At 64.6% G+C, this 15,070-nt stretch carries 4 protein-coding genes; 3 read left to right on the forward strand and 1 reads right to left on the reverse strand.

Going from position 1 to position 15,070, the window contains the following annotated elements; genetic code table 11:
* Positions 1-131 precede the first annotated feature (131 nt).
* Positions 132-9,401: a retention module-containing protein gene (locus SD196_RS19965; RefSeq protein WP_416310591.1), complete on the reverse strand. Its 9,270-nt coding sequence runs from the start codon at positions 9,399-9,401 to the stop codon at positions 132-134.
* Between the two features lie 549 nt (positions 9,402-9,950).
* On the opposite strand from SD196_RS19965, the gene SD196_RS19970 reads away from it, so the two are divergent.
* From SD196_RS19970 to SD196_RS19980, 3 genes are all read left to right on the forward strand, one after another.
* Positions 9,951-11,240, forward strand: a complete 1,290-nt coding sequence (locus SD196_RS19970; RefSeq protein ID WP_370599862.1) for a TolC family outer membrane protein — start codon at positions 9,951-9,953, stop codon at positions 11,238-11,240.
* A gap of 162 nt (positions 11,241-11,402) precedes the next feature.
* Complete coding sequence (locus SD196_RS19975; RefSeq protein WP_343573712.1) at positions 11,403-13,565, forward strand: type I secretion system permease/ATPase; 2,163 nt, start codon at positions 11,403-11,405, stop codon at positions 13,563-13,565.
* A gap of 5 nt (positions 13,566-13,570) precedes the next feature.
* The gene (locus SD196_RS19980; RefSeq protein WP_275608129.1) at positions 13,571-14,923 is read left to right on the forward strand and encodes an HlyD family type I secretion periplasmic adaptor subunit; all 1,353 of its coding nucleotides are present in this window, start codon (positions 13,571-13,573) and stop codon (positions 14,921-14,923) included.
* Positions 14,924-15,070 lie beyond the last annotated feature (147 nt).

A 15,070-nucleotide genomic window follows, 5' to 3' on the forward strand; every position in this document is an offset into this window, starting at 1 on the left:
GCATAGACAGCAGTGAGGACGCACCGCGACGATCATTCACCAGCCGTATAGGCGTGCCCCCACCCTCGTTGGGCGGGCACGAACGAAACCGCCGCCCGGAGGCGGCGGTTTCAAGGGTGAAGCAACAGCGGTCAGACGGTGTCGGTCTTGATCGCGTGGTCGCCGAGCAGGCCGTTGAGCACCTGCTGGGTATCGCCCGCCGAGAGCACGCCATTGCCCGCATGGCCGGCGTACTTGGCGGACAGGTCGACGTTGGCCAGGTCGATGGTCTGGGTCACCGGGCCGGTGCCAGTGGGCATGACCCCGATGCTGGTGGTGCCGGAAGTCACCGTAAAGTTCAGGTAGTGCGCCAAGGACGAAGCCGTGGCGGTCTCTCCCTGCAACAGGTCGGTCAGGTTCAGCGTGTCACCTTCGGCGATGTTGAAGTCCTTGATCACATCGTGACCGGTGTCGCCGGCCTTCCACACGAACTCATCCGCACCGGTACCACCGAACATGATGTCGTCGCCGGGGCCACCGATCAGCTTGTCGTTGCCGCCCTGACCGAACATCAGGTCGTTGCCGGTGCCCCCTTCGAGGATGTCATTGCCGCCACGGGGATCGCCGGCGACGTTGAGCTCCTGGGCATGGGCGGCGATGTAGTTGAGCAATTGCCCGGTGGACGGCGCGGTTCCGCCATTGGTTGCGGTCAGGTAGTCCACCAGTCCCTGGAGGCCGGCACCGTTGTGCGTGCCCGCGGCATGGCCTGCCCAGCTCAGGTTGTCGGTGTTGATGGAGTCACCGAAGAGGATGTCGTTACCTGCCCCCCCTACCAGGTGATCATTCCCGACCGGCTGCGCGGCCCCGCCTTTATCCCCCACCAGCACATCGCTGCCATTGCCGCCCACGATATCGCCGCTCTTGTCGGCGTCGGTCGGGTTCGGAATGGTGTGCTGGGTTGTCGAGGAACCGCTGTCGTCGGCATTGCTGCCCACTACCAGCAGGGTTGGGGTGTTCATTTCCAGGCCGAGATTCAGGCTGGCATGGTCACCATCGCCATCAGTGACACCCACGCCGAAGTTGAGCGTCAGGTCCGGCGGCAGCACGGCGCGATCGGCCGACAGGGTCTGGACCCGGTAATCGCCATCGTTGCTGCCCAGTATCACCGTGCTGAAGCCAGTCTCCGCCAGCTGAGCGGCCGAGCCGGTGAGGAAGTGCCCATTGGCCAGCAGGTTCCAGGTCGTCGTGTCGCCCTCGCCAGTACCGGCTGGCGGTACGAAGGTACCAGTGGCCAGTATCGCCCCGGCCGCACTCAGTACACTCCAGCTGAGAGTGTCCCCGGTAGAGAGTTTCTGAACCTTGAAAGTCGCGTTATAGACGGTATCGCTGAAGGCAACGTTGAGCAGCTCACCTTTGTCGATCGTGTTGTTGTCGATCCCCATGCCGTTGGTTGACGGGTTCACCAGGTGACCGGCAGTGGTGGTGAAGGTTGCGCTGAGTCCGGACGACGTCAAGGTGAACGAAGGTGCCGGCCCGCTGGCATTGATCGTGGTCAGGTCGTACCCCACCTCGGCAGTCGGCCGCGAGTTGACCACATCGAAGCTGTAGGTGCCGTTGCTGTTGATCTGGAGCGTGAAGAACGGCTGGTTGTCAGCATCCAGGGCGGTCAGCAGGGAGCCGCCACCCGCCAGGCTGGTGACCACATAGTGCAGGCCGCTGGGCGCCGTGTTGCCGCTCAGGTCGAAGCCGCCGGGACCATCGGCGCCGAAGTTGACGTCCAGGATGCCCTCCAGGTGGAAGCCCTTGGCATCGAAGACGTTCTGGGTGAGCGGCTGGACATTCACCACCGGGCCGTCGTCAAGGAAGGTCAGCTTGCCGCCCAGGTCGAGGTTGATGCTCTTCGCATCGAGATCACCATCGGTCACGGTCGCTGTCAGCGACAGCGCGTTGCTGGCCAGGCTGACCGGGTCGTTCGGGTTACTGGTATCGCCATGCCGCAGCGCCATCTGCTGGTCGAGCGTCAAGCTGCCGGTCGCAGCATCCAGGGTCACGACGAAGGCGGTCGCCCCGCTGGCGTTGCCAACACGCCCTTCAACCTGGGTGTCGCTGACCTTGACCAGGACGATGGCCGTGCCATTGGTGACCGACAGGCCGCTGAGAGCGCCATTGGTGACGGTCAGGCTGTAGCTCAGGCTGCCGCCGTCGGCACCGGTGGCAGCGCTGAAGGCCGTGCTGAAGTTGGCCGTGGCATTGGTGCTGAGATTGGTTTCATCCACCGTGAGTTGGCCGTTGAAGCCAGCCGCCAGGTTGATGCTCGGACCGTCGTCGAGGAAGGTGATCTTGCTGCCCAGGTCGAGGCTGATGCTCTTCGCGTCCAGGTCGCCGTCGGTCACGGTGCCGGTCAGCGAAATCACACCGTTATTCAGGTGCACCGCATCGTTCGGATCGCTGGCATTGCCGTGCTTGAGCGCCATCTGCTGGTCGAGCTTCAGCTCGCCGGTCGCGGCATTGAGCGTCAGGGTGAAGGCGGTTGCCCCACCGATGCCGCCAACCCGGCCGTCGACCTGGGTGGCGCTGACCCGCACCAGCACGATGTCGGTGCCGTTGGTAGTCTGCACCCCGCTGAGGGTGCCGGTGGTCGCCGTCAGGCTGTAGCTCAGGCTGCCGCCGTCGGCGCCAGTCTGGGCGCTGAAGGCCGTGCTGAAGTTCACCGTGGCATCGGTGCCGAGATTGGTCTCATCCACGGTCAGTTGACCGTTGAAGCCGCCTGCCAGGCTGATACTCGGACCGTCGTCGAGGAAGGTGATCTTGCCACCCAGGTCGAGGCTGATGCTCTTCGCATCGAGGTCACCGTCGGTCACCGTGCCGGTCAGCGAAATCACACCGTTATTCAGGTGTATCGCATCGTTCGGATCGCTGGCATTGCCATGCTTGAGCGCCATCTGCTGGTCGAGCTTCAGCTCGCCGGTCGCGGCATTGAGCGTCAGGGTGAAGGCGGTAGCCCCACCGATGCCGCCAACCCGGCCGTCGACCTGGGTGGCGCTGACCCGCACCAGCACGATGTCGGTGCCGTTGGTGGTCTGCACCCCGCTGAGGGTGCCGGTGGTCGCCGTCAGGCTGTAGCTCACACTGCCACCATCGGCGCCGGTCGTGGCGCTGAAAGCCGTGCTGAAGTTGGCCGTGGCGTCGGTAGCAAGCGTGGTCTCATCCACGGTCAGTTGGCCGTTGAAGCCACCCGCCAGGCTGATGCTCGGACCATCGTCGTGGAAGATCAGCTTGTCGCCCAGATCGAGACTGACACTCCGGCTATCGAGGTCGCCATCGGTCACGGTGGCAGTCAGCGAGAGCTTGCCGCCGGCCAGGTGTACGGTGTCATTCGGGTCAGTGGCATCTCCATGCTTGAGCGCCACTTTCTGGTCGAGCGTCAGCTGGCCAGTGGTTGCGTTCAGCGTCACGGTGAAGGCGGTTGCCCCACCGATCGAGCCAACCCGGCCGTCGACCTGCGTGGCGCTGACCCGTACCAGCACGATGTCGGTGCCGTTGGTGGTCTGCACACCGCTGAGATCGCCTGTGTTCGCCGTCAGGCTGTAGCTCACACTGCCGCCGTCATTGCCGGTCGTGGCGCTGAAGGCCGTGCTGAAGTTGGCGGTGGCATCGGTAGCGAGCGTGGTTTCATCGACAACCAGTTCGCCGTTGAAGCCAGCCGCCAGGTTGATGCTCGGGCCATCATCGTAGATGACCAGTTTGCTGCCCAGATCGACCTGGGCGCTGTCCGAGTCACCGTCCTGGTCGGTGATGGTGGCGGTCAGGGTGATCTTCCCGGCGGCCAGGCTCAGCGGTTCGTCCAGGTTGGTCGGGTCCGGATGGTAGAGCGCCAGTCGCTGGTCCAGCTCCAGTGCTCCGTTATCCTCCCGGACGACGAAGGCGATGGCGTTACTGCCCTCGACGCGGCCGACCACGCTGCCGTCCTCGTTGAACAGCAGGACACGGTGGCCCGTGGCACTGTCACGCACGCCGCTGTCGGTACCATTGACGGTGCTGACGGCGTAGGTGATCGAGCCCGCGCCATCGGCGCCGAAGTGGGGACTGAACAGCTGGGATACCAGGCTGGACTCAACGCGAGCGTCGTTGGCCAGGTTGGACTCATCCACGACCAGTCGGATATCGGCCTGGCTGTCCACCTGGATGCTCGGACCATCGTCGTGGAAGACCAGCTTGCTACCGAGATCGAGACTGATGCTCTTCGCATCGAGATCGCCATCGGTCACGGTGGCGGTCAGCGAGAGCTTGCCGCCGGCCAGCTGCACGGTGTCATCCGGATTGCTGGCGTCGCCATGTTTGAGCGCCATCTGCTGGTCGAGCTTCAGCTCGCCGGTAGTCGCATTCAGCGTCAGGGTGAAGGCAGTTGCGCCAGAGGTATTTCCGACCCGCCCTTCGACCTGGGTAGCGCTGACACGGAATAGCACGATATCGGTGCCATTGCTGGTCTGCACACCGCTGAGATCGCCGCTGTTGGCCGTCAGACTGTAGGTGACGCTACCACCATCGGCGCCGGTCGTGGCACTGAAAGCCGTGCTGAAGTTGACCGTGGCATCGGTACCCAGCGAGGTCTCATCCACAACCAACTGGCCGTTGAAGCCGCCCACCAGGCCAATGCTCGGACCATCGTCGTGGAAGGTCAGCTTGTCGCCCAGGTCAAGGTTGACGCTCTTCGCATCGAGATCGCCATCGGTCACGGTAGCGGTCAGCGAGAGCTTGCCGCCGGCCAGGTGCACGGTGTCATTCGGGTCGGTGGCGTCACCGTGCCGGAGGGCCATCTGCTGCACGAGAGTCAGCTCGCCGGTGGTCGCGTTCAGCGTGACAGTGAAGGCGGTTGCCCCGCCGGTGCTGCCCACCCGGCCCTGAACCTCGGTGGCGCTGACACGGTACAGCACGATGTCGGTGCCGTTGGTGGTCTGCACCCCGCTGAGATCGCCGTTGTTGGCGGTCAGGCTATAGGTGACGCTGCCGCCGTCGGCACCAGTCGTGGCGCTGAAGGCGCCGCTGAAGTCGGCCGAGGCATCGGTGCCGAGGAAGGTCTCATCGACGACCAACTCGCCATTGAAGCCGCCCACCAGGCCAATGCTCGGACCATCGTCGTGGAAGGTCAGCTTGTCGCCCAGTTCGAGGTTGACGCTCTTCGCATCGAGATCGCCATCGGTCACGGTAGCCGTCAGCGAGAGCTTGCCGCCGGCCAGGTGCACGGTGTCATTCGGGTCGGTGGCGTCACCGTGCCGGAGGGCCATCTGCTGCACCAGCGTCATCTCGCCGGTGGTCGCGTTCAGCGTCACGGTGAAGGCGGTTGCGCCGCCGGTACTACCCACCCGCCCCTGGACCTCGGTAGCGCTGACACGGTACAGCACGATGTCGGTGCCGTTGGTGGTCTGCAGCCCGCTGAGGTCGCCGCTGTTGGCGGTCAGGCTGTAGGTGACGCTACCGCCGTCGGCACCGGTCGTGGAGCTGAAGGCGCCGCTGAAATCGGCCGTCGCATCGCTGCCAAGGGTGGTTTCATCGACGACCAGCTCGCCATTGAAGCCGCCCACCAGGCTGATGCTCGGACCATCGTCGTGGAAGACCAGTTTGTCGCCCAGGTCGAGGCTGACGTTCCGGCTGTCGAGGTCGCCATCGGTCACGGTGGCGGTCAGCGAGAGCTTGCCGCCGTCCAGGTGCACGGTGTCATCCGGGTTACTGGCATCGCCATGCCGGAGCGCCACCTGCTGCACCAGCGTCATCTCGCCGGTGGCGGCATTCAGCGTCACGGTGAAGGCGGTGGCCCCTCCGGTGCTGCCGACCCGACCCTGGACCTCGGTAGCACTGACCCGCACCAGCACTATATCGGTGCCATTGGTGGTTTGCAGACCGCTGGGGGTACCATCGATGGCATTCAGGCTGTAGGTCACGCTAGCGCCATCGGCACCGGTCGTGGCGCTGAAGGCCGTGCTGAAGTTGACTGTGGCATCGGTGCCGAGCGTGGTTTCATCCACGACCAGTTGGCCGCTGAACTGACCATTCAGGCTGATGCTCGGACCATCGTCGTGGAAGACCAGCTTGTCGCCCAGTTCGAGGTTGACGCTCTTCGCATCGAGATCGCCATCGGTCACGGTGGCGGTCAGCGAGAGCTTGCCAGTATCCAGGTGAACGGTGTCGTCCGGATTGCTGGAGTCGCCATGCTTGAGCGCCATCTGCTGGTCGAGCTTCAGCTCGCCGGTCGCGGCATTGAGCGTCAGGGTGAAGGCGGTTGCCCCACCGATGCCGCCAACCCGGCCGTCGACCTGGGTGGCGCTGACCCGCACCAGCACGATGTCGGTGCCGTTGGTGGTCTGCACCCCGCTGAGGGTGCCGGTGGTCGCCGTCAGGCTGTAGCTCACGCTGCCCCCGTCGGCGCCGGTCTGGCTGCTGAAGGCCGTGCTGAAGTTGGCGGTGGCATCGGTGCCGAGCGTGGTTTCATCCACCACCAGTTGGCCGTTGAATTCGCCGATCAGACCGATGGACGGACCATCATCATGGAAGACCAGCTTGCCCCCCAGGTCGAGGCTGGCGCTTTCGCTGAAGAAGAAACCATCGCTCACCGTGGCGGTCAGCGAGATCTTGCTGCCGGCCAGTTGCACGATGTCGTCCGGATTACTGGCATCGCCATGCCGGAGCGCCATCTGCTGGTCAAGTTTCATGTCGCCCGTGACAGCGTCCAGGGTCAGGGTGAAGGCGATCGGACCACCGGTGCCGCCAACCCGGCCCTGTACTTCGGTGGCACTGACGCGCAGCAGCACGATGTCCGTGCCATCGGTGGTCTGCAGGCCGCTGGAGGTGCCGTTGGTGGCAGTCAGGCTATAGGTCAGGGTGAGGTTGCCGGAGCCACTGGTGGTGCTGAAGGCGCTACTGAAGTTGAGGCTGGCGTCAGCATCCAGGTGGGTTTCATCCACGACCAGTTGGCCGTTGAAGTCGTTCAGGGTAATGGTCGGGTTCTCATGGTGGAAGCTCAGTCGGCCGCCCAGGTCGAGGCTGACGCTCTTGCTGTCGAGGTCGCCGTCGGTGATGGTCGCAGTCAGCGAAAGCTTGCCGCTGCCCAGATGCACGGTGTTGTCCGGATCGTCCGGGCTATGCCGCAGAGCGATCCGCTGATCGAGGGTCAATTCGCCGGTGGTCGCGTTCAGCGTCACGCTGAAGACCGTCAATCCATCAATGCTGCCGACCCGGCCTTCGACCTGAGTGGCACTCACCCGCACCAGTACGATGTCGGTGCCGTTCCCGGTCTGCAGGCCGCTGAGGTCGCCGGTGTTCGCCGTCAGGCTGTAGTTCACGGTGGCGCCGTCGGCGTCGCCTCGGGAGCTGAACGCGCCGCTGAAGTTGGCCGAGGCATCGCTATTGAGCGAGGACTCATCCACCAGCAGATGGCCGTCAAAGCCACCCACCAGATTGATGTCCGGACCGTCGTCACCGAAGATCAGCCGGTTGCCCAGGTCGATCTGGGCGCTGTTGGTGTCGCCATCCCGGTCGGTGATGGTGGCGATCAGGCTGATCTTGCCGGCGTCGAGGTTCAGCACGTCGTGTGGATCGGTCTGCACCGGATGCACCAACGCGCGCTGTTGATCGAGAGTGATCGCGCCGTTACTCAGGGTGACGCTGAAGGCCACCAGATTGGTGCCCTCGACACGGCCGACCACCCCGCCATTGCCATCGTTGAACAGCAGGATACGGTTGCCTGTCTCAGTGTCCTTCAGGCCGCTGTCCGTACCGTCGGCAGTGCCAACCCGATAAGTGACCGAGCCGGCGCCATCTGCGCCGAAGCTCGACTGGAACAGCCCCGCCACATTGTCGAAGGTGGCGTTCTGATTGAGATCGGTCTCATCGACCCTGAGAATCGGCCCGCGCTCCTCGGTCAGCGAGATGCTCGGACCGTCATCGGTGAAGCTGACACGGCCACCCAGATCCAGCGAACTGGTGGACGTAGCGGTATCGCCGTCGCGGTCGGTGACCACCAGGGTCCCCTGCATACGCACCAGGCCCGAATCGAGCACGGCGAGTTGACTGGCGAAGTTGCCTTCGCTGCCCGGCAGCGCATGGTCGATCGCGCTGAACTGGGTCAGGGTGACCACACCGGTGCTGCCGTTCACCGACAGCGAGAAGACGGTGTTCTCCGCAGTGATGCCGGCGGCGCTGGCGGATGTGGAGGCAACGATCACACCTCCCACGTTGTACAGGAAGACAGTGGAACCGCCGCTGGTCAATCCGGAGTTGCTGCCATCGGCGCCGGCCAGCTGGAGGCTGTAGCTCAGCGTGGTACTGCCGGCACCGTCGGCCCCATAGTTGGCGTTGACCTGGAAGGCCGCGCTGAAATCGGCACTGTTGCTATCGGACGCAGCGCCCAGGGTGGCGGCGTCGTGCGTCTGCAATGCACCGTCCACACCGCCGTTGGCGGACAGCGAAGCATTCGGCAAGGCGTCGACGATGCCGACCACCAGGTTGCTGGTGCTGGTGCCCCCGGTGCCGTCAGTGATGGTGTAGGGCACGTTGAGAGTCAGGGTGTCCGGGCCTGAGCCCGGATGATCCACCGGCTGCAGCAGGGTGAGTTCGAAGGCACCAGTGTTGACGTTGGTCAACGTCAAGGTGAACACAGGGTTGCCATTGGCGCTGGCAGTGAGCGTATGGCCGTCGGGGCTCACGCTGTACGTCAGCGGCACGCCGCCGGACGTCAGGTTGGGCAGGCCGGCTGTGCCCCAGGTGAAACCACCTACGCCATTGGTGCCGAAGTCGTAGTTCAGACTGCCGCCCAGCGTCGCGCCGCCGGGTCCGCCCAGAGCATTTTCGCCGATACTGATGGCGCCGGGACCAGAGCTGGCCGCCTCATCGAGTGGCGCGGCAACGCGGTCTTGCGGGAACAGTGGACCCCAGGTGAGCGGGCCGGTGGGGAAGCCGATCTCCGGGCCGACATGCCCGGCAACTTCGGTCAGGAGTACGAAGGAGTGCCCGCCACCCGGTTTGCCATTGGCACCGCCAGCGGTGCCGGCGCTCGGGCCGGCAGCGGTAGCTTCGGCTGCCTTGGTCGGGTCCACACCGGCGGCGATTGCCGCTTGCAGGGCCTTCACGTCAGTGACGTCCTGCTTGCTCGGTGTTGCGGGCTGCTGGGCGACGGCCTGCTGTTGGCCGTCCTGTGCATGGTGAGCGGCAGACTGCAGCTGTGCGGTCATTGGGAGGGAGCTGTCGCGCCCGAGGGTGATTTCGCCGCCGCCGGCTATTTTCAGCACCACCGAGCCATGGGCACCGGTGACCAGCTGTTCACCAACGAATACCTTGTCTCCCTGGCTCAAAGGACGACGCGATCCATCGGCGGCTACCGCAAACACTTCGCCGACCACTTTACTGACGACACCCATCAACGTAGCCATGAGTCCTTCCTCCGCTCCACTGACAACGCCGGGTCCACCGGCATGCAGCTGTCCGAAACAGGCCAAGGCACGCTTGTATTCGGATGTTGCGAAGAAAGTTGCGAAGGTGGCGAAAAGGACTAATGGCGTCTCAGCATCAAAAAGCCAGCGACATTTTTTTGTCACTCTGACGACGCTTTTTCCTGTCCTTCTGCTGTAGTCCCCGCCCTAACTGCTCCAAACCGTACCTGGCTTCTATTGCAAGCACCGTCCTCGCCCATACCCGGGAAATACCGGGGCTTGCAGGCTTAAACAATGTGCTGCTTTTCAGAGGTGTCATAAGATTTTTTCCGAATAAGCCTTGTGAAAAATTCTTCTGAGCTGTCTGGAAAGTTGTTCTTAGCTGTGATGTTACAGGCGTGAAACGCTTGATAAGAGAAAAAAGCCAATAAATTGGCGCACGAAGAGCATCACAGGTAAGAGAACGCTAGGAGCAAAGCCATGCGCAGTCGTAATGCGGCACTATGGAGCGGTGTATTTATGGCAGCGTCATGCGCCCATGGGCAGGCCATGACGCTGACTGAGGCCATACAAAGCACACTGCAATACCACCCGGAAATCAGCCAGAGCGTGAACAGCCGCCTGACCGCGGACGAGGAGCTCAAGTTTGCCAGGGGCGGCTATCTGCCAACCGTCGACCTTCTGCTCGGCTACGGCCGGGAGAACACCGACAGCCCCTCCACCCGCGCCCTCGGCGACCACAATGACGAAACCCTGACCCGCGGCGAGTCCGAGATCCGCCTGCGGCAGATGCTGTTCGACGGCTTCGGCACTCCCAACGAGGTCAAGCGTAACGAGGCCAACGTCAACTCCAAGGCCTTCCGCATCCTAGGCACCTCGGAGAACGCCGCCCTGCGCACCGTCGAGGTCTACCTCGACGTGCTCAAGCGCCGCGAGATGGTGGCCCTGGCGAAGAACAACCTGCAGGCCCACGAACGCATCGGTGACCAGATCCGCCTGCGCAGCGAGCGTGGCGTCGGCAGCACCGCCGACAACGATCAGGCCATCGCCCGTCTGGCCCTGGCGCAGAACAACCTCTACACCGAAGAGGTGAACCTGGCCGACGCCGAAGCCAGCTTCTATAGCGCCACCGGACGGATGCCAGACCAGCTGGAGTCCCCCTCCACCATCAAGGCGGAGGTCCCCCCGGACCTGCTGGAAGCACGGCAGAACATGCTCAGCGACAACCCGCTGCTGAAATCCGCCCAGGCCGACGTGAATGCCGCCGAAGCCCAGTACGAGGCCGCCAAGGCGCCCTTCTACCCGCGCTTCGACGCCGAACTGGCCAAGAGCGCCAACAACAACATCGACGGTGAGGAAGGCCACTACAACCAATGGCAAGCCCAGGTCGTGATGCGCTACAACCTGTTCAACGGCATGCGCGACAAGGCCCACCTGAATGCCACGTCCCACGAAATCAATGAGGCCCAGGATATCCGCAACAACGCCCTGCGCCTGATCAACGAGAACCTCTCGCTGGCCTGGGACGCGATGGAGAACGCCAAGAAGCAGACCCAACCGGCCCGTGAATACGCCGACTACACCCGCAAGGTGCGCGAGGCGTACCAGCAGCAGTTCACCCTCGGCCAGCGCACCCTGCTCGACCTGCTGGACAGCGAGAACGAACTGTTCACCGCCAACCGCCGTTACACCGAGGTCCGCTACACCGAGGAGTTCTCGATGTACCGCGTACTCGCCAGCATGGGCTACCTGCTCAAGTCCCAGCACGTGGTGGCGCCGCACGAATCCGTGGCCATCTCGGATGTGAAGAACGAGGCACGCCTGCCTGATCTGAAATAAGAAAGTCGCACCCGACCGTCCTCCGTACCCCGTGCCATCCGGCCACGGGGTGACGGTCGTAAAGCGATACGACAGAGGGCACGGAACCGTCGTGCGGCGCAGGCCGGGCATCCCGCGGGGGGTGGCCGGCGGTGACCCGGCCCGGGAGGAAGTAGCGTGACCATGATCATCCAGGAGCGCGGCACCCCCGCGCCGGGCGACCCACGCCTGAGCCATGACGACCCCCTGCTCGACGGCCTGCTGATCCTCTGCCGCCTGCACGGCTGCACGGTCAGCCGCAACAGCCTGTCGGCCGGCCTACCCTTGCCCGACCAGCGCCTGTCCGCCAGCCTGCTGCCCCGCGCGGCCGCCCGCGCCGGGCTGCAGGGACGCCTGCTGCGCCGCGAACTCAAGAGCATCTCCAACCTCAATCTGCCGGTGCTGCTGCTGCTCAACGACGGCCGCAGCGCGGTGCTGCGCCAATGGCGCGACGACGGCCAGGCATTGATCCTGCCGTGCGAGACCGAAGGCGGCGAGCAGTCCGTCAGCGCCGACGAACTGGCCGCCCAGTACAGCGGCCAGGCCCTGTTCGCCCGCCCGCGTCACGAACTGGAAGCTGCGCGCAAACCGCTGGTGCCACGGGTGGAAGCCTGGTTCCGCGACACCCTCGGGCTGTCACGCTGGCTCTACACCGACGCGCTGGTGGCCAGCCTGCTGATCAACCTGCTGGGCATGCTGGTACCGCTGTTCGTCATGCAGACTTACGACCGCGTGGTGCCCAACCAGGCGCTCTCGACACTCTGGGTACTGGCCGCCGGCCTTCTGCTGGGAACGCTGTTCGAACTGCTGCTGCGGGTACTGCGCTCCAACCTGCTGGACATGGCCGGCAAGAAGACCGACGTGGTGCTGTCGGCGACCCTGTTCGAACGCATCACCGGCATGTCGATGGTCGCCAAGCCGGAAACCGTCGGCGGCTTCGCCCAGAGCATCCACGACTTCCAGGGCCTGCGCGAATTCCTTACCGCCCTGACCCTGACCAGCCTGATCGACCTGCCCTTCTCCCTCCTGATGATTCTGGTCATCGGCCTGCTCGGTGGCTGGCTCATCGCGATCCCGCTGCTGGCCTTCCCGATCACCATCGTCTTTGCCCTGATCATCCAGAGCCGCCTGCGCGACACGGTACAGAAGAGCCTGACCCTGGGCGCCGAGCGCCAGGCGCTGCTGATCGAAACCCTGGGCGGCCTGGAAACCCTCAAGGCCTGCGGCGCCGAGAGTGAGCGCCAATACCGCTGGGAAAGCACCCACGGCGCCCTCGCCCGCCTGGACAACCACGCCCGCTTCCTCTCCGCGCTGGCCACCAACGGCACCCTGTTCCTGCAGCAGTTCGCCGGCATGGCGATGATCTGCGCCGGGGTCTACAGCATCCTCGACGGCAACCTCAGCGTCGGCGCGCTGGTCGCCAGCTACATGCTCAACAGCCGGGTGCTCGCTCCGCTCGGCCAGATCGCCGGGCTGATCACCCGTTACCAGCAGGCTCGCCTGACCATGACCAGCACCGACGCGCTGATGGCCCTGCCGCAGGAGCGCCAGCCGCGCCAGCGTCCGCTGGAACGGACGCAACTGCACGGTGCCCTGGAAGTCCGCCAGCTCAGCTTCAGCTACCAGGGCCAGAACACCCCGGCGCTGAACCACATCAGCCTGCGCCTGGCCCCCGGCGAGAAGGTCGGCATCATCGGCAAGAGCGGCTCCGGCAAGAGCACCTTCGGCCGGCTGCTGATGGGTTTCTACCAGCCCGACGAAGGACAGATCCTGCTCGACGGCCTGGACCTGCGGCAGATCGATGTCGCCGACCTGCGCCAGCAGATCGGCTACGTCGCCCATGACCTGCCCCTGCTGGCCGGCAGCCTGCGCGACAACCTGACCCTCGGCGCGCGCTACATCAGCGACGCGCGGATGCTGGAAGTGGCCGAGCTGAGCGGAGTCAGCGAGCTGGCCCGGCAGCACCCGCTGGGCTTCGACCGTCCGGTGGGCGAGCGCGGCCAACTGCTCTCCGGAGGCCAGCGCCAGGCCGTGCTGATGGCCCGCGCGCTGCTGCTCGACCCACCGATCCTGCTGCTCGACGAACCCACCAGCGCCATGGACAACAGCAGCGAGGAAATCCTGCGCAAGCGCCTGCACGAAGCCTGCCGCGACAAGACCCTGCTGCTGGTCACCCACCGCACCTCGATGCTCAGCCTGGTCGACCGCCTGCTGGTGCTCGACAGCGGCCGCATCGTCGCCGACGGCCCGAAAGACGCGGTCATCGAAGCATTGCGCAAGGGCCATGTCGGCCCGGCAGCGGGGTAATCGCCATGCAGTTCTCCCAATCGATCCGCGACTACCTGGGCGGCAACGGCGCCCGCGACACCGAGTTCATGCCGGAGGTTCAGGGCACCCTGCTGGAAGACTCGCCCAACGCCACCCGCATCACCCTCTGGGCGGCATTCGCCTTGCTGGTGGTAGCCATCGTCTGGGCCTACTTCGCCAACATCGAGGAAGTGACCAAGGGCGAAGGCAAGGCCATCCCCTCCTCCAAGGTGCAGACCATCCAGAACCTGGAAGGCGGCATCGTCTCGGAGATCTTCGTCCGCGAAGGCCAGGTGGTGGAGAAGAACCAGCCGCTGCTGCGGCTGGACGACACCCGCTTCGCCTCCAACAAGGGCGAGACCGAGGCCGACCGCAACTCCCTGGAAGCCCGCGTGGAACGTTTGAGCGCGGAGGCCGAAGGCCGCGAGCCGGTGTTCACCGATGCATTGAAGAAAGACGCGCCGCAGGTGGTGGAAGACCAGATGGCCCTCTACCAGACCCGCCAGCAGCGGCAGAGCAGCGAGCAGAACATCCTCCAGGAACAGCTGCGGCAGAAGAACCAGGAACTCCAGGAGTTCCGTGCCAAGGTGCAGCAATACCGCTCCAGCCTCGGCCTGGTGCAGCAGGAGATCAACATGTCCGAGCCGCTGGTGAAGAGCGGCGCGGTCTCCCCGGTGGAACTGCTGCGCCTGCGCCGCAGCGCGGTGGAGATCAGCGGCGACCTCAACGCCACCAGCCTGGCCATCCCGCGCGCCGAGGCGGCGGTGAATGAAATCCAGCGCAAGATCGAGGAATCGAAACTGGGCTTTCGCAGCGACGCGCTGAAGGAGCTCAACGAGGTCCGCACCGACTTCAACAAACTCACCGCCACCAGCCGCGCCATCGATGACAAGGTCAACCGCACCCTGGTGGTCTCGCCCATGCGCGGCATCGTCAAGCAGCTCAAGGTCAACACCATCGGCGGCGTGGTGCAACCGGGCAGCGACATGGTGGAAATCGTCCCGCTGGAGGACAACCTGCTGGTGGAGGCGCGGGTGCGCCCGCAGGACATCGCCTTCCTCCACCCCGGCCAGCCGGCGACCGTGAAGTTCACCGCCTACGACTACACCATCTACGGCGGGCTCAAGGCCAAGCTGGAACTGATCAGCGCCGACACCATCACCGACGACAAAGGCAACAGCTTCTATCTGATCCAGGTACGCACCGACAAGAACCACCTGGGCACCGACGCCAAGCCACTGCTGATCATCCCCGGCATGGTGGCGACGGTGGACATCATCACGGGCGAGAAGAGCGTGCTGGATTACATCCTCAAGCCGGTGCTGAAAGCGCGTTGGGAGGCGTTGCGGGAGCGGTGAGTTTGTCCAGGGACTTCAGAGCTGGGGCTTACCCTCTCCCCAGCCCTCTCCCTGAAGGGAGAGGGAGCTATTCGTACCGGCTGGAAGAATGATGCTCCCTCAACCCAAAGCGTCCGGCGAGCTATGGGGAATCACCTCACTCCGAAC

It is taken from the genome of Pseudomonas macauensis, from assembly GCF_047902425.1.
Lineage (GTDB): Bacteria > Pseudomonadota > Gammaproteobacteria > Pseudomonadales > Pseudomonadaceae > Pseudomonas.